The organism is Methanosarcina subterranea (genome assembly GCF_055385895.1).
The window spans coordinates 733196-750184 of the sequence record NZ_AP042426.1 but is presented as its reverse complement, the minus strand read 5'-3'; the positions used below and the strand labels follow the sequence as shown (position 1 = coordinate 750184).

Here is a 16989-nt window from a genome sequence, read left to right as displayed (position 1 = left end):
GATAATAGGGTAAAAAGAATTATAAAATAGAAGAAAAATAAGAAAAATATGAGTTTCATTTTATTGTTACCGGCTGCGGATTAATGAACCTTCCTAATTCTATTTATTTTCATACGTTTTACTTCTGGAAGTATTCTACCTTAACTCCACCTCTCAGGTTAATCAAACCGATTAACCTCAACCAGGGTTAAAAAAGGAGTTTGGGCACCCTCTGGAGTTCATTTACTTTCCTTGATAGCTGTAAGCAATTCTTGCAAGGAAATGTTCTGGTGCTCTTCATCGCTTTCGATCTATTTGTACGTTAAGGGTATCAGGCTTTTCTCCACTCGCTCAGAAACCTACCCTGAAAATTGTAGTTTTTTGGCCATTTCAAATCCTCTTGAAATAACTATATATTTAATAGTTTCAGATATTATTCCTTTATTAGACATTTCCTCAGTGGAGGATTTTTTTATCCTGAAATTATTCTTTTTCCTCAACTATAAAAGAAAAATAAAAACCTGTCAAAAGGCGTTTCCAGAAAAAGAAAAAAGGAGTTATTTTCATTATGCATTACAGCCTTGGGATTGATGCGGGAGGCACCTACACCGATGCAGTGCTCGTAAGGGACTCGGACGGAGAAATTGTAGACTCAAATAAAGCCCTTACTACCTATCCTGACCCCCTTGCCGGCATTAAAAACGTAATTGATGGCCTTAATTCGGAGTATCTCGAAAACGTAAAACTTGTATCGGTTTCCACCACGCTGTCCACAAATACCATACTTGAAGGGACAGGTTTTCCAGTAGCCCTGATTCTAATAGGGGATCACCCTCTTGAAAAGGAACTTCCAGCAGAGCATGTGCTCTTTGCCAGAGGAGGGCACAACCACAACGGAGAAGAAGTCTCTTCTCTTGACCTGGGAGCCATTGAAAAATTTGCCCTGAGCGTAAAAGACAAAGTATCAGCTTTTGCCATATCCTCCTATTTCAGCACACGCAACCCTGAACACGAGCTTAAAGCAAGAGACTGCGTACTGAAACTTGCAGGGCTGCCTGCGGTTTGCGGACATGAGCTCTCGCAGGAACTGGGAGCCTACGAAAGGGCAGTCACAGCTTTTCTCAATGCACAGCTGATTCCTGTAACTAGGCAGTTTGTAAAGTCCATTATTGCAGATATGATGGAAAGGGGGATTAACGCAAGGCTACTTATGCTCAAATGCGACGGTTCAGTTATAGGGATAAGGGATGCTCTGCAAAAACCAATAGAAACAATCTTTTCAGGCCCTGCGGCAAGTCTTGTAGGGGCTTCTTATCTTTCAGGGCTGAAGACATGTGCGGTTGTGGATGTAGGAGGGACAAGTACAGATATCTCCTCAATCTGCATGGGGGTCCCTGACCTGAGCGACGAAGGAGCTATTGTTGGAGGCTGGAAGACAAGGGTCCGGGCAATCAGAATGGAAACAACAGCTACAGGCGGAGATAGCCATGTCTGGACCATGAACAGAGAGCTCCATCTGGGACCAAGAAGAGTTGTGCCCCTCGCAGTGGCTGCAGTGCAGTACCCGGATTTTCTAAATAACCTCAAAAGGACACAAATGCCCGCCAGAGAAGACCTTGGTGAAAATATCCAGCCCACAAAGTTTTTTGTCAGGTCAGGCTACACTGCAGGCGAACTCAGCAAAGCAGAAGCCGAAGTTCTGGAAGCTATCGGAGAAGAGCCTGTTTCCGTAAACGAAATCAAAGCCCTTATCAGAAAGGACCTTCACCCTCAGACTCTGGACTCCCTCATCAAAAAACGCCTCGTCCAGGCAATTGGCTTTACCCCCACCGATGCTCTGCACGTGCTCGGGGAATATACAGTCTGGAATGAAGAAGCTTCCAGAATAGGTGCCGAAAGGCTTGCAAGGCTCATGCGAATGACACCCGGAGAGTTCTGTACCTCCGTAAAAAAGAGAGTCGCAAGGAACATGGCGCTTCACCTTCTCTCATATATCCTGCAGGGAGTACCTTACGCAGCCATTGAAAAAATCCTGGACGGGAACTATCCTGCAAAGTTCAAGCTGGGAATCCCCGTTGTCCTGCTAGGAGGCCCTGTGCGCGCACACAGGAAAGAACTGGAAGAGTTAATAGATGCTGAAATTCTCGTTCCCGAACATGCAGAGGTGGGAAACGCAGTAGGAGCTCTTGCAGGAAAAGGTATCAAAAGAGTGGAAATTTTGATCAGGCCTGCAAGTCTGATGTCTCCGGATAAAGATTTCCTTGTCTTTGCACCAGGAGGCAGGATGAGGTTCGATCTCTATGTAGAAGCCCTGAATGCCGCAATCGAGCTTGGGAAAAGACTTGTTACGGACTATATGAGAGACTGTGGCCTCAGCGGAAACCAAATTGAGATTTCTATTGAGAAAAAGACTATCTCGCCTGAAGGCTGGAATCACCCCCCTATGGAGACAAATCTGCTCGTAATGGGAGTAGGAATTCGGAGACTGCCTGCCTGAAACAAATTATTCAGATCTCGGGCTTTTTTCTTTCCGGTTTTGAAGCCAGGCACCGCAGAATCAGCAGACAGGGATAAGGGAACAGGATAAGGGGACGGAACCAGCAGCAGGAACATTTTTTAGGGCCTGTCTTAAATATAAAATTTGATTCCATAATTGGATAGGACTTACGGACTTGAACTGAAAAACAGTAGCATTAAGCCATTAAACCGGAGTTTATACTTTATAGTATAAAGCCACATCAAGCGACATGATCTACATAGGGTCTAACAAAAAATTAATTATGTTGGGTAACAATTCCAAGCATTTTAATATAAAACCGACAAATATAGAACCAATTAAATAAATCGGTGTGGCACAAAAATAGTTAATTTCCCACTATATGGGGTCTAACACAGGATCTCTGTAACAAGACGCCCTATTATGGTTTCTTTAGTATAATATGGTGAAAATCATATAAGTATCAATCGGTGGGCTAGTTCAATATGTGGCGACGCCAAAATTGAACGAAACAAGTTTGGAACTTAATTAATTTCTTGTTAGACCTACATAATATCCATAGCTGCACCACGATTTTTATGAGATCTTATAAACTCCGGTTAAATATTTTAAGTGTAACTTTAAACAATGATGCATACTGTATTTGTTTTCATATGTCGAGCATGTAAATCTTATGGGGTAAAATACAGCAGAATTGCGTACTTTCTTTTATATATTCAATTTTGAATATGAATTGAAGCAATATACTACATATAAGCTTTTCTAGCCAAATCATCCAACAATCAAAGATCAAGAAGAGTCAAGGAATAATTAAAGGCTCGAAATTAGTATAAAAATCGCATTGTTAGAGACTCTGGACATAAAACTTATAAGGAGTTAGGTAAGAGAAATTTATGGAGTTCAAATGTAGTTTCCCAATGTTACCCGAACTCCATAAACACGCCCTAAGAGGCAGCGATTATGTTAGCTTTGCTTTTATTTAAGGCTTGGCTTGCCTGATTCTGCCTCCTGGGTGCTAAACAGGAGAAAAAAATATAGTTGAGCCTTTGCCAATTTCTCTATTAATGCTTTAAAATTAAATTAGAAGCATTAAATTCCCTTTTTTAAGAAAAAATTACTTCTACTTGCTCAGATATTCAACCTTCTAAAAGCTCCTGGTGCTCTTATCAGGTCATGTCTTCCAATCTTAAAAGCCGTAAGTGCCGTAAGTAACGCGGCAATATTACTTATCGACACATAAGTTTTGGCCCATAAACTCCCTCTTGTCGGTGTTTTTGATCTATTGTATCCAACAACATCGTTTGAATTTTTCCTTTCAACAGTGGTTCTGATACTGTATAATTTTCCAAGTAATTTATGATAAATTCTTGGGATGTATTGTGCTCTGAAATGGGTTCCCTTTTCTGTTTTTAATATATTTCCAACACTATTAGCTCTTGCAGCTATGATTGGAATAATCTCCTTCTCGATTACAGTTTCATTGGATAGATAACTGTCAGGTCCTGCATCAGCGATCACAAAAAACGGTTTTTCTATTGTTGATCTCATACACTGGTTTATTGTATCCTGAAATATTGTGTTGTCATTTTTACTGGCATTTACTGCATCCCAATAAATAGGTAAGCCCCACCAGCTATCAACAATACAGGTATCAGTGTATCCTGTTCCTGATAATACACTATATCTACCTGTTTTTTTGACATAATGTCCAGCGTCGGGATCGGAAAGGTTTCCAGTCTCTTTATTCTTTAAACCACTGCAATTACACTCAAAAAATCTTCGATCCCAAACCCAGATTTTATCGCCAATAAGGTGAAGATTTCTACATTCTTGTATCAGTAGTCCTCCATATTTGTCCAGATAAGGATAAATCATTTTTAGGTTTCGTCGATAAGAGGAAAGAGTAATCTTTCCTCTGCTTTTGATTTTTAATTCCTGCCTTAAAGCTTGATTCTGATTGTAATCTCTGATGAATGATTCAAGATTAGAGTATCCAAGTTTGCATCTTGATACTTCTAACTTGAAAATGTTATTGAAAGATAATTCTTCAAGTTGAGGGGTATATCCCATTGATACCTGAAGGTTATTGAAATAAGAATCAAGCGAAGGGTTTAATTCAAAAATGTTCCTCAAATATCCTCTAAATTTTTTAAGATTTTGAAAAGCGAGTATTTGATTCCAGGGAAGGACATTTTCCATATAGTCCTTACTCTTCACAATTAAAGGTTTAACCCTGTAAGAGATATTAATTTTCCGTTTAAGGACATTTATCATGTCTTCAAAGAAATCGGAAAGTATTCTTTGAGATGTAGATATGATACAACGTCTACTGTTTTCCGCTTTTTTCTTATTCTTTTTATCACTCTTCAGGAATATGATTTTAAATTTTGAATTTTTAGAAAGAAAATGATCTTTGAAAGTGGCTGAACATATTGGTTTTTCAAAAAGGTTTCCTATAAAGTTTGTAAGTGTTGACTGATTAAAGTGAATAGTAAGGATTCTTGAATTATCCTTTTTGTCTTCGAATTTTCTTCCAAATATCTTTTCATATTTTTTCTTGCCTTCAACACTCTTCAGGCTTACAACTATTGTTTTTGTAATCTCTAAAAAATCACTCAATTGAAGCAAAAAATACTTATATCCCTTACCAACAATTTTTATCATGGATTATACCTTTTCACGGTTTATTTTCTGATTGGTAACTTAAAATAGACTTAATTAGGTATAATCCTTAGTATTTGCTTTGAAATTTGATTTTAAAGATTAATAAATAATGTTTTTACAAAATAATCTTTTTTGATTGTTATTTTTTAAAAAAAAGTAATTTAAAGAAAAATGGCAAAACCTCAGTTAAGAACAAAATTGGAATAGGTATACTTTTTTTAGCAACATTGCTGGTTGGTATGGCGTTGATGCCAGCAGCAAGCGCACAGAAAGAATCGTCGAATGTGACTTACTCATTAGGTATGATCAGCGAAAAGCAGGCGGAAGAAGTTGCATCTTACTCTATAAAAGAGATTTCTGGATCTGTACCTAATTTTGAAGACTGGGAAGACGCTACTGTGAAACTATCTACTGTTTACTACGATCTTGATGGTAAAATATCAGCTTATTCATATAACATTATCGAAAACAAGCAACAAGCAGGATATATATTCATTTCAGCGACGAAGGATAACTATCCTGTTTTGGAGTTTTCAAAAGGCAAAATACCTAATGAAATACCAGAATATACAACCCGTTCAAAATCACTGGCACAAGAACGCGCCAACAAGATAAAGTTAGAAAGTAATGATAAAGAAGAACTGACTATTGGAAGGATGAAACCTCTTTATTTAGGCCCAACCTTCTACTACGCAGAGTATGCACTAATCGATACTGAAGGTAAGGCTAAAGAAAAAGTAATAGTGGATTTACCATTTTCAACTATAGTAGATTTTAATAAATCAAATGTGAGTATTCCCGTAAATGAAGAAGACTGTTTATTTAACAACACATATTTACAACAGCAACAAGAAATGAGAACACAAAATTCAAACATACAATAGACTGTCTTAGAAAAAGAAATGGCTAATTCCTCAAGTTATTCTACGTTTTCCAGTTCAAAAACGATCAGTGGTGTGCCTAAGTATGGCTGGCTCTGTGGTTGTTCTCCAACTGCGTCTGGGATGGTATTAGGATATTGGGCCAGCCATGGATATTCTTACTTAATAACGGGGCCTGATCTAGTTAGGGAATTAGCTACTGCGATGGGTACAGAGTGGCCGGGAAATGGAGCAACCTGGCCATGGGCGATTGACGATGGTATAGAGACAGTTTGCAATAACCATGGATATAATAACTTTGATGCAAGCAATGATATCTATGTCTCATGGTCTGAGGTAAAAACCGAAGTGAATGCAGATAAGCCTTTCGTGCTTAGCATGCTAAACGGTGGAACAGGTAATGGTTACACTCAGCCATATGGTGATCATAGTGTTACCTGTGTGGGATACTATGATGGAAGTAGCGATTATGTATATATCCATGATACATGGGCCACGAGTAATAAACACTACCTAACTTTTGGGAGCTGGACTGGAGCTATGGCAACATGGGTGAGGCCTTAACCACCCATTATATTTTTATTGAATTGAGGCACATAAATGTTTCACAAGAAAATAAGTAAAAAAATAGCATTTTTGATATTTTTGATAATTGCTCTTATTGGAGTATGGTTTATTCTCGATGTTATTTCAATTGGTCCAGGTTTGCCTCCCTCAGAGGGCATGCCAGGATGGTACATACCAGGAGCCTGGCAGGGGAATGAACTGGGCTGTACACCACTTTTTCCGAAGATTTCTCCTTACTGTAATGCAGGAAACTATTCTGAAGGAAAATTTATAAATGTCTGGTACTTTGACGATGAATCTAAATTTTTAAAAGGGGAAAATACCCTTTATGAGTATCTGGAAGAAAACGGTAATGTATCCCATCAGGGGCTGAATATTAGTGCAGAACTTCAGGAGGTAATTGAAAAGCGTGAAGCTAAAAATTCTTGGAGACCCATTTATGGTCCTTACTCCTTTAATGCAACTGGGTATATGAGTCCGGAAACATCCGGATATTTTCTGGTGTACAAGAATTCTTTCCTTAAAGAGAGAGAAGATTATTTCATAGTTTATTATGGAATCAGGGGAATGGCAAATCTCACTGAAGAAACACCAGAACTAAAGAAATTGATTGCTGAGTCCTATTATATGGCTAACGGAGAAGGGAAAGTTGATAGCTTAAAGCCAGAGAATAAAAAAGGAAAAGGTAATTTATTTTCATGGATTGAAACAAAGTAGATGTGACAAACGCCGAAAGCGACAACATTTCTGTAATAAACACTGCCACAAACACTATTACAGCTACTGTAAATGCAGGAATCTATCCTACCGGAGTTGTCTTTGGGCATTTTGTAAATTCTAATGTAACTGATCAAAGCACAGGGGCAACCTCCAATGCAACTGAAGACATAGGGGTTAAAGAAACGAACTTGCCATCTGAAGAAATAAACGCTGTAGAACTCAATAATTCTAACAATAATAATTCTGAATCTGATAACGGTAGTAGCTCAAGTGGAAATGAATCGAGCAATAATAACTCCACTCCAAGCTTCGGATTATTGGGAAGCTTGACTTGCCTGTATGATGGATGGAAACTCAGGAAGGACTAACTAATACAGGGCTTGGATAACCTGAAATCACTGGCATTAATGATCCAATGGCTATTGGGTCGAATGGTACGCCAAAAATTGAATTCGCCACCAGTCAAGAAAAAAACGTATATATAAGCCAAAATTCCTCAGAGGAGTTCGATAAATCTCTTGTTTCAACAGTTGATTATATACTCTTTGTATAAACAGCCAGTCTGTGGGTTTATCGAATCTTCTTCATTTCTTAGGTGCTGATATGAGCAAAATTGACAAGGAAATCGCGATTTTTATTGTTTTTCTAATTCTTGTAGCGCTTTGAGGGTTATTTGTAAAAGTGCCAGTAGAAGAGATGAAAACACCAGATCCTGAATCTCAAGTAAGTAATATGACTATTCAATTTAAAGATGGAATTTCGGAGTCAGAAGTAAAAGCCATTCTTCAAAACTGCAATATGACTCGGAACTATAGAATGACATATGATAATTCTTCAGAAGAATATTACATAATGGCGGACAAAGATAATTGGAGTGACATCAGACGCGAACTTGTAGACGAAATGAAAGAAAAATAATAAAAAAATGGACTGTATCCACTCCTGCTCACGTTATCAGAAAAGAAGATTATTACGTTCTTCCGGTCTCTGGACAAGCGATCCAGGACGAAAAGTTTCTTGCAATACTGGACAAATATGATATTGGGGTGGAAAAATTTATCTGGTGCGATATTCGTTTTCTTTATAGTGATGGATCTCTGACATACTCGATTCCGAAAGAAGATGCAATACGATAAAAAATGAGCTCGAACAAAACGAAAATATTTTTACTGTACAGCTTAGTTACCTTTATCCTTGATTTGACAGTATTATAAACTACTGTCACCGATTCGATTTTTACACTACGTATCAAATACATTAGACATCATAACTAAAATTTCAACTTTAGGCATTTAAAGGTTTAATGCTAACGTTTTCAGTTCAAATGCCGTAAGTCTGTCCCTGTTGTAGAATCAAATTTAATTTTAAGACACGCTCTTAGAGGCCGTCTTAAAATTCAAACCATTCCCACAATTGGATAATGAGCAATGTTAGCTTCAAATCTATATCGTAAATTTTTTCCGTAATTCAGATACACATTGACTTTAAGGCTTGATACTTTTCTTATAGGCTTGATACTTTTCCTATAGGATTTACCATTCGATGAATAAAATAATCCAAATACAGTAATCATTATTGTTTAAAGTTTTATTTTAGACGTTTAATTGCTAATGCTACTGTTTTTCAGTTCAAGTCCGTAAGTCCTATCCCGATTTATGGAAGCAAATTTGATTATAAAACAGGCTCTAAAGCCAAAGCACTCCAATTTTCAATGATAGAGTTGTAAAAATATATAATAGAATGGCTCTGTAGAAATCCTTAATTTGATGCAAATTATTTCTACAACTTTTTTGTTGATATTATATACTATCAGTTTAAGTTTTATTTCTTTGACTTGGTTAAAGTACTTTCTTGCCCTGAGCACTTCTCCAAACTTCCTTTTGACAACAGAGAACGTTGTTTCCACCAGATTCCATTTATTGTATTTGATTTTATCAAAGCTTAAATGCAGTTTTTTTCTGTATTTTCCCTTTACTTTCTTCCTTTCTCTTTCCCTTAAAGGTATAATTGAGTCTGCTTTGATTTCTTCTCTAACCAGAGCATGAATTTTTTCAGAATATATCCTTTATCCATGACATAACATTCTGATTTTCTTGTCCTATTTGATTGTCTTATCAGAGCATTTGCATGTTTGATGTCATGATCTGTTTTTTGACTGATTTTCCATCCCAATATTACTTTTTTATCTGTGTCTACTGCTATTGAAGTTTTCAGGAAGCTCCTTCGGAGCTTTCCTGTTCTTCGAGAGTAATAATAACTTGCATAAGAACTCGTAAACCCAGTTGTATCAATCGCAGTGATAGAAACAATTTCTCCATGTGAGTAAAATAGCTTTAGAACTTTTGACAAAATGAGATTAAACAGTAAAGAAGGAATTCTGGTTACGAACTTTTGAAGTGTAGTGAAATGAGGAATCTTATCAAGGTCAAGTTTTTCCTTTATATCGTTCATGAGCTCGATAAGTTCTACAAAATCACGATCGTCTGTGCTTATATACTCCTTCAACAAAACCAGAACAAGAAGCTGATGCTGAGTATAAACATGTTTGGAATATTTGCAGGAGTAAAGGTTCAGTCTGGAAGACTGAACCGTCTTAAGACTGAAATCAATAAATTTAATATACTTATTTGATGACAATAGGGATTGCTCCTCGTTTTTTGTAGGGACAAAAAATAAGGAGCAATTTTACAATTTAATTTTTATATATTTTTGGGTAAAAACAGAATTTAGAGGATTTCTACAGAGCCAATAGAATATCCTTAACTAAATAGAAGACAGAGCCTGTTACTAGAAAGGAGAAAAAATATGAGGATCCTGCTGATAGCCGATATCCACGCAAACCTTGAAGCCCTCCAGACAGTTCTTGATGTTCCGCATGATAGGGCAATCTGCCTAGGAGATATTGTGGACTACGGGCCGGACCCGGACAGATGTATAGATCTCCTGCAAAAAAAGAATATCCCAACCATCAGGGGCAACCACGACAATGCTGTTGCTTTTAAGGTGGACTGCCAGTGCGGATACAAATACAAACATCTCTCAATTGCAACGCGAGAATACACATGGGAAGTTCTCGATAAATCACAGATGGAATACCTGAAGAAACTCCCGCTCCTGATCAGAGAGGAAATTGACGGAAAAAAGCTTTACCTGACTCATGCAAGTCCGCGCTCCATGTTCGAATACATAAAACCCGGAACTCCAGATGAACAAATTCTGGAAATGATTAAAGAAGCGGCAAAACCTCTAGATGCGGACTTTCTTGCTATCGGGCACTCCCATATTCCAATGAACAGGAAAATCGGTGACCTTACAATTCTAAATCCGGGCTCCGTGGGCCAGCCAAGAGATAGGGATACTCGGGCAGGCTGTGCTGTTTTCGATACCGAAACAGGAGAGACGAAATTCTTACGTCTGGAGTATGACATTGATGCAGTCTGCGCAAAAATTGAAGAACGGATGCCTCATGCAGAGGAACTGACAGGCATTCTCAGACGGGGGTATTGAGGGTAAACAGGCCCGCATAAATAGAAAAACTCGGACTGAGTAAAAAGTTCAGATTGAGTAAAAAATTCAGAAACTTATCGGATTCAGGCCTCTTTTATAGCCCTAACAATTTTTTCTATGTACTCGGGTTTCACATCCGATGGTCTGGTTTTTTCAATCCCGAGTTCGGTAACCGTAAGATAAACTTCGGCCTGAATTCCGGCTTCATCAAGCTTTTTTGTAGCGCACCTGTCCGTACAGCCGTTAAGAGCCAGAATTTTGAAGCCTTCGGATAACGCATCTTCAACAGCAAATGTCCCTTTTAGCGCAGCTGCAGCCCTGTAAAGGTCCGGCCTCCTGAAAGCGAGGGTTGTTGCTGCCTGCATGGTGAGCTTCCCTGTATTTGACAGGCCAGAACAGGCAAAAATGAGGGTACTTCTCCTGTTTTCGGAAGGATTCTTCGCTTCGTTGATGCTACCTGGCAGGGATTTTTTTTGTTCTAGAGGTTCTTTTTGCTCTTTTCCTTTCGATTCCATTGTTATTACAACCTTTAGGGGGAATTGTTTCAAAATATATTGAAATAAAAATAGGTCATTCACCCTTATAGGGTTGATGTTTTGATTAATAACAAAAACACCAGCCGACTTACCTGAATTGCGCCTCGCCCGAATTGCGTCTCGCCCGAATTGCGTCTCGCCCGAATTGCGCCTCGGGAGTACGCGTCCTTTTCGCTCCGCTTTGCTTCGCTCAAGAGGACTGATATATGATTGATTGCAGTGAGTTTAGCTCGAAAGGACTAATTTATAAAGTTTTCTGAACCTTACAACCTTATTTGCTGTACAGGGTCGTTCCTGTCACGCTCGACGCAAGAGAATAGTTTTTTCAGACAAAAGGAAGAGAAATGAATGGGAAAAGCTAGAAAGTAAAAATTACAGAAAAAGACCATCGGTAAGAATAACATTCGCTTTTCTTTTGACGGGCTACATGAGAAGCTGGCGGAGGCGCTTTTTATTGCCAGCCAATCAGGTACGGCGGTAGCGCGAAAAAAGCTAAAAAATCTTAAAGGAGCCGGGAGCCGTCAGTCAATCTCAAGTTCAGTAATCTCAACGTTCAGGTTTGCAATCTCAAGGGTTGCAACCGTAACTTTTCCTGACAACACTCCTGAACATTCCCCTGGATTTATCACCGGAGTCCCGTCTATCATTTTGACGCCCGGGTCGTGAGTATGACCCCTGACCACAACATCGAAATCCCCTGACCCTGCAAGGGCTTTGACCAGCGACTCATTTGTCCCGTGCAGGAGGGCGATATGCAGTCCGTCAATTGTCAGGTCCCCAAAATCCCCGCAGGAGACAGCCCCTATTTCTTCAAACCATTTTGTAAGGGTCACTTTATCCCCATCATTGTTCCCGAAGACAAAATAGAGTTTTGGATTTAGTTCTTTAAAGGCTCTTACCGTGAAAGGAGAGATGATATCCCCTGCGTGCAGCACTGCTTTTACCTGTTTTTTGTTGAAGAACTCCACAGCTTTCCGAATAGCTGCCAGGTTATCGTGCGAATCCGAAACAATTCCTATCAAGTAATCCCACCTCCTATAATATTAGATCATCTGAATATTTAATACATGCCCCGGGGTTCTCAGAAAAGGGAACTCTCCAGCCAGAAAGGCAGCTATTTTTAAATATAAGTTACAGGTATTATCGGAGTAGTCTCTGAAGAATACCACAGGAACCCTGGTAGAATAGTAAAACAGGAAAATTTTCCATAAAATTAGAGTTAGTGAGTTAGGAAATGAAAGCTATAACCCTCCTGAGCAGCGGGCTTGATTCGATTGCAGCTCTTGCAATTGCAGCCGAGAGCCTGGAAATTGAGATGGCAATTACCTTTGATTACGGGCAGCGGGCAGGACAGCGGGAAATCGAGTATTCCCGAAAAGTTTGCGAACATTATGGAATCGAACACCGGGTAATCAAACTTGACTGGCTTGCAGGGATAACACACACATCCCTCGTAAACAGGGACGAAGATGTTCCTTCCCTGTCTTTTGAAGACATTGATGAAACTGCACCTGCCGCAATTACCGAAGCATCTGCAAAAGCTGTCTGGATCCCTAACAGGAATGGGGTCATGTTGAATATTGCAGGAAGCTTTGCCGAAAGCAGCGGCTGTGATTACCTGATTGTTGGCTTTAATGGAGAAGAAGCCGGGACCTTCCCTGACAATTCCCTGGACTATGTACGGGCAATGGACGGCGCCTTTTCTTATTCGACTCAGAACAGAGTGAGAGTGCTGGCTCCCCTGATCGAGCTGGAAAAAACAGAAATTGTAAGAAAGGCTCTTGAAGTAAAAGCTCCCCTCGAGTACAGCTGGAGCTGCTACCATGGTGAAGAAACTCCCTGTGGAGAGTGCGAAAGCTGCGTTCGCAGGGTAAGGGCATTCAAAAATGCAGGCGCAAAAGACCCGCTTCTGGAAAGGTGTGGAATCTAAATCTCAAAAATCCACCGATCAAAAAGCTGCAAAGCCCTCCACTTAATACAATACATCACAGAAAGAGTTACAGAGCGATTTTCATGAAGTGTATCATCCTACCCGAAAAATACGACTATGACGGGAGCCAGATTTCTTCCCTCTGGGCATACAACAGCTTCGGAGTGCAGGAAGACTCGATTATTGTTTTCAGAGGGGCATGTGACGTAAAAATCGAGCACATGATTGACCTTGAAGACCGCAGGGCAAACGAGTCTATCTGGTCCGAAGACATGGTGAATTTCATTATCGAACATTTCGATTCTACTGACCTGAAACTGGTCTATACGCGTCAGCGGCTTTTTACCGCGCTTGTAAGGGAATACCTTGCCGGATTGGGAATCTCCACCTCAAGGAAAGGAGATGACCTTTTCCTCGAAGGAAAAAAACTGACCGTTTCAATTGCCAGCACCTCGGCTGTTTCGCAGAAGATCCACTTCGGCATCAATGTTTCCCATGAAATCTATGGAAACCTGAGAGAAGCCGGAATAGGGGATAATGAAGGCATTGTTCGATTCATGAAGGAAATCGGGGAAACATATGTGAGGGAATTTGAGGATATAGAAAAGGACCTCAGAAAATCCCGGCCTCTCGGAGTGGTATGAATGTCTTCTTCAGACAAAGAGTCCGCTCAAGTAAAAGAGATATTCTGCTCTGTGCAGGGAGAAGGCCCGTACGTTGGCACAAGGCAGGCTTTTGTTCGATTTTCAGGCTGCAATCTCAATTGCAACTACTGTGATACGAACTTTGCAAACCCAGGGACCTGCGATTATGAAAAAGTAGAAGGAAGCGGCATTTTCGAAAAAGTTCTGAATCCCATAAGTGTCGAAAAGCTGGCATCTATGCTGCAGCCTTTTAATAAGCTCCATTCTATTTCCCTGACAGGAGGAGAGCCTCTTCTGCATGCAGATTTCATAGAGAAACTGGACCTTCCCGTACCTCTGTACCTGGAATCAAATATGACCCTGCCTGAGCAGGCAAGGAAGTTGCGTGAGAATATCGCATATGTTTCCGGGGATTTTAAACTCCCGGAAGCCATTCGAGACATTTGCCCTGAGACCCGGGAAGTACATGTGGAAAATACAATCGAATGCTTTAAACTCCTGAGAAAAAACAGCTCAAGAGACTGTTTTTGCAAGGTGGTAGTGGGCAGGGACACAATGCCCGACTCCGTGATTCTGGCTGCCGAAGCAATAGCTTCCTATGTATCCTGTATAATCCTCCAGCCAGAAACACCTCTGGGTAGTGCCATAAGGACTCCAAGGTTTACGCAGGCATCCATACAGACTATTTTAAAGCTACAGAAAAAACTGCTTGAGCTGACCGACACGCGCATTATTCCGCAGACCCACAGGATGTGGGGTTGCTTATAACCGTAAAAGAGGATTCTAGAAAAGGTCCGACGAAGGGTCCGATTAAGCATAAAATAATAGTCAAAAGTGGAATAACAGTCAACAGGCAAAATAAGAATCGATAGATAGCGTAGTTAAATGGCAGGAGCAGTAAGATCAAAAAGGGATGAATAAAATGAAAAATATGAGATTGGGAATTATTGATTACATCGACAGCGCCCATTATCTTCCAGGGCACGGAAAATGCGGAAGAGTACATGGCCATACATATAAAATTGAGGTAGTGGTAGAAGGGGAAGTCAGGGAAAACGGGATGGTAATTGATTTTTATGATCTTAAAAAAGGCATTAAGGAAACCCTTCAAGAATATGACCATACCCTATTAAACGAACTCATAGAGTTCCCAAGTTCCGAGCATCTTTGCCAGAGTATACATTCCCGCCTTCTGGAGAGGTTTGGCTTTCCTCTTCTGGTAAGAGTCTGGGAAGGGGAAGGCAAGTGGTGTGAGATGGACAATTTTTCGGATTGAAAAAGCGGAATACCACCTCGGATTCTACAGCGATTCTAAAATGTTTCTAAGGGATTAGAATAAGTTCCAAAGATGTCCCGAAATGGTTCTGCATTGATTCCACAATATTCCACAATATATATCAAGGGGCGGTATCATAGGTGTTTTAGACATTTAGACATCTTAAAATCCCCTTTACTGAGATCTTACTTCACTTTTAAATTCCGAACGGAGGAGAATAATTTGCCAGAAGAAAACCAATCTATAAACAAGAACAACAACGGTTCCATACTTGGAGAGGAACTCCTGAGAAAGATTTCCGAGCACCCCTGTTACGACAAGAACGCCCAGCATAAATATGGGAGAATCCACCTGGCTGTGGCCCCAAAATGTAATATCCAGTGCAACTTCTGCGTCCGGGAATTCGACTGCGTAAACGAGAGTCGACCAGGAGTTACCAGTAAGGTTCTGACTCCGGAGGAAGCACTTGAAAAGACAAAGCAGATCCTGGCAGAATATCCTTTTATCAAGGTCGTTGCAATCGCAGGACCTGGCGATCCTCTGGCCAATGATGAAACTTTTGAGACCTTTGAACTTATAAGAAAAGAGTTTCCCGAAGTAACTCTTTGCATGAGCACAAATGGGCTCCTGCTGCCCGAAAAACTGCAGGACATGTTGCGTGTGGGAGTCTCTACATTAACGGTCACGGTAAACGCAATAGATCCCGAAATTCAGGCGAAAATCGTGAGCCACATAGTATACCACGGAAAGGTTTACAGGGGAGTTGAAGCTGCAGAGATCCAGATTAAAAACCAGCTTGATGGGATAAAGGCAGCCATTGATGCAGGAATTGTCGTCAAGGTCAACACTGTGCTTACCCCGGGCATCAATGACAAACACGTGGTCGAGATTGCCAGAAAACTCAATGAACTTGGGGTTTACATTATGAACGTTATGCCCCTCATCAACCAGGGAACTTTTGCAGATATCGAACCTCCGACAGCCGAAGAGAGGAAAGCCGTTCAGGAAGCCTGTGAGCCTTACGTTATGCAGATGCGCCACTGCAGACAGTGCAGAGCCGATGCTTACGGGCTCCTTGCCCAGGACATGTCGCAGATGAGCGAAGAGCGCAGAAAGGTTATAAAAATCCAGACAAAAGAAGATATGGAAAAAGCAAGAGAGATTCTGGAAAAGAACGGAAAAGAAGAGTCCTGTGAATAAACTTATTTTTTTCAGTTCCGGGTTAAAAATAGTTCTGACATCCAGAGCCAAAAAGGCGGAGTTAAAGAACTCCGCTTCTCAGACTTATTTTTAAAAGCGTTACTCGAGGGTGATTGCTCCATTCGGGCAGGCATCTTCACATGCACCGCAGTCAAGGCATTCATCTTCGTCTACAACTGCAATATCATCGTCACTGAGGGAAATTGCAGCTGCAGGGCATTCATCTATACAGCTTCCACAGCCTGTGCAGGCATCTGCATCGATTTTTGCTACCATGTTTTTCACTCCTTATTTCATCAAATTGAGACTTTTATAGACTTGGAATTATATTAGGTTGACATATTAGGAGATAATAATTTAATAAAAAGCTGTCGCTTCCATTTCCCGGAACAAAGAAAAAAACAGATAAAGGATGACCTGAATTACATACCGATCATAATACCTCTCATTGACCAGCTATTAAGAAAAATGGAGAGATCAAGCTTATTGAATATGTCAAGCTTATCGAATAGGTAAAGCTTATCGAATAGGTAAAGCTTATCGAATAGGCAAAGCTTGTTGCAAAAGTAAAGCTTATTGAATAGGTTA

17 protein-coding genes and 2 pseudogenes are annotated in these 16989 nt (G+C 40.2%); 14 read left to right on the top strand and 5 right to left on the bottom strand.

Translation table 11 applies throughout. From position 1 onward, the window contains the following. The first annotated feature begins 231 nt into the window (after positions 1-231). On the top strand, positions 232-570 hold the full coding sequence (locus tag ACZ5A8_RS03285; RefSeq protein ID WP_464532170.1) for a hypothetical protein: 339 nt from the start codon (positions 232-234) through the stop codon (positions 568-570). Beyond that, complete coding sequence (locus ACZ5A8_RS03280) at positions 548-2476, top strand: hydantoinase/oxoprolinase family protein (RefSeq protein WP_464532169.1); 1929 nt, start codon at positions 548-550, stop codon at positions 2474-2476. The genes ACZ5A8_RS03285 and ACZ5A8_RS03280 overlap by 23 nt, the downstream gene beginning before the upstream one ends. 1128 nt (positions 2477-3604) lie before the next feature. Here the strand turns inward: ACZ5A8_RS03280 and ACZ5A8_RS03275 are convergent. After that, positions 3605-5140 carry a transposase gene (locus ACZ5A8_RS03275; RefSeq protein ID WP_464532167.1) on the bottom strand — a complete coding sequence of 512 codons (1536 nt, stop codon included), beginning with the start codon at positions 5138-5140 and terminating at the stop codon, positions 3605-3607. Positions 5141-5379: 239 nt separating this feature from the next. Between ACZ5A8_RS03275 and ACZ5A8_RS03270 the strand changes: the two genes are divergently transcribed. From ACZ5A8_RS03270 to ACZ5A8_RS03245, 6 genes and pseudogenes are all read left to right on the top strand, one after another. Beyond that, positions 5380-6024 (top strand): hypothetical protein, encoded by a 645-nt coding sequence (locus tag ACZ5A8_RS03270; RefSeq protein ID WP_464532166.1) that lies wholly within the window; start codon positions 5380-5382, stop codon positions 6022-6024. 18 nt (positions 6025-6042) lie between these two features. After that, entirely contained in the window at positions 6043-6585 is a 543-nt protein-coding gene (locus tag ACZ5A8_RS03265; protein WP_464532164.1) for a C39 family peptidase, read from the top strand. 36 nt (positions 6586-6621) lie between these two features. Then, positions 6622-7305, top strand: coding sequence for a hypothetical protein (locus ACZ5A8_RS03260; RefSeq protein ID WP_464532163.1), 684 nt, complete (start codon positions 6622-6624; stop codon positions 7303-7305). Next, positions 7299-7676: pseudogene (locus tag ACZ5A8_RS03255) on the top strand (YncE family protein); the annotation flags it as partial. The gene ACZ5A8_RS03260 and the pseudogene ACZ5A8_RS03255, both read left to right, overlap by 7 nt. 313 nt (positions 7677-7989) lie before the next feature. Continuing rightward, positions 7990-8226: a UPF0228 family protein gene (locus ACZ5A8_RS03250; protein ID WP_464532162.1), complete on the top strand. Its 237-nt coding sequence runs from the start codon at positions 7990-7992 to the stop codon at positions 8224-8226. After that, positions 8223-8444, top strand: a complete 222-nt coding sequence (locus ACZ5A8_RS03245; protein WP_464533998.1) for a UPF0228 family protein — start codon at positions 8223-8225, stop codon at positions 8442-8444. Before ACZ5A8_RS03250 ends, ACZ5A8_RS03245 begins: the two co-directional genes overlap by 4 nt. Before the next feature lie 572 nt (positions 8445-9016). On the opposite strand, the pseudogene ACZ5A8_RS03240 reads toward ACZ5A8_RS03245, so the two are convergent. Further along, positions 9017-9945, bottom strand: a pseudogene (locus tag ACZ5A8_RS03240) (IS5 family transposase). Between the two features lie 168 nt (positions 9946-10113). On the opposite strand from ACZ5A8_RS03240, the gene ACZ5A8_RS03235 reads away from it, so the two are divergent. After that, positions 10114-10815: a metallophosphoesterase family protein gene (locus ACZ5A8_RS03235; protein ID WP_464532161.1), complete on the top strand. Its 702-nt coding sequence runs from the start codon at positions 10114-10116 to the stop codon at positions 10813-10815. Between the two features lie 83 nt (positions 10816-10898). Here the strand turns inward: ACZ5A8_RS03235 and ACZ5A8_RS03230 are convergent, their stop codons facing one another. Continuing rightward, the gene (locus ACZ5A8_RS03230; RefSeq protein ID WP_464532159.1) at positions 10899-11330 is read right to left on the bottom strand and encodes a putative zinc-binding protein; all 432 of its coding nucleotides are present in this window, start codon (positions 11328-11330) and stop codon (positions 10899-10901) included. 542 nt (positions 11331-11872) lie between these two features. Further along, positions 11873-12373 (bottom strand): metallophosphoesterase, encoded by a 501-nt coding sequence (locus tag ACZ5A8_RS03225; RefSeq protein ID WP_464532158.1) that lies wholly within the window; start codon positions 12371-12373, stop codon positions 11873-11875. A gap of 212 nt (positions 12374-12585) precedes the next feature. Here ACZ5A8_RS03225 and queC point away from each other — a divergent pair, with 212 nt between their 5' ends. The 5 genes from queC to nifB all read left to right on the top strand — a co-directional run bounded on the left by queC (position 12586) and on the right by nifB (position 16401). Beyond that, a complete protein-coding gene (queC, locus tag ACZ5A8_RS03220; RefSeq protein ID WP_464532157.1) occupies positions 12586-13281 on the top strand; it encodes a 7-cyano-7-deazaguanine synthase QueC in 696 nt (231 codons plus the stop codon). Between the two features lie 83 nt (positions 13282-13364). After that, the gene (locus tag ACZ5A8_RS03215) at positions 13365-13925 is read left to right on the top strand and encodes a DUF366 family protein (RefSeq protein ID WP_464532155.1); all 561 of its coding nucleotides are present in this window, start codon (positions 13365-13367) and stop codon (positions 13923-13925) included. Further along, positions 13926-14693, top strand: coding sequence for a 7-carboxy-7-deazaguanine synthase QueE (locus ACZ5A8_RS03210; protein ID WP_464532154.1), 768 nt, complete (start codon positions 13926-13928; stop codon positions 14691-14693). It abuts the gene before it with no gap. Between the two features lie 154 nt (positions 14694-14847). Then, complete coding sequence (gene queD / locus ACZ5A8_RS03205) at positions 14848-15201, top strand: 6-carboxytetrahydropterin synthase QueD (protein WP_229388037.1); 354 nt, start codon at positions 14848-14850, stop codon at positions 15199-15201. 222 nt (positions 15202-15423) lie between these two features. Further along, positions 15424-16401 carry a nitrogenase cofactor biosynthesis protein NifB gene (nifB, locus tag ACZ5A8_RS03200; protein WP_464532152.1) on the top strand — a complete coding sequence of 326 codons (978 nt, stop codon included), beginning with the start codon at positions 15424-15426 and terminating at the stop codon, positions 16399-16401. A 99-nt stretch (positions 16402-16500) separates the two neighbouring features. On the opposite strand, the gene ACZ5A8_RS03195 is transcribed toward nifB, so the two are convergent. Then, positions 16501-16677, bottom strand: coding sequence for a 4Fe-4S binding protein (locus ACZ5A8_RS03195; RefSeq protein ID WP_011024079.1), 177 nt, complete (start codon positions 16675-16677; stop codon positions 16501-16503). Positions 16678-16989: the final 312 nt, after the last annotated feature.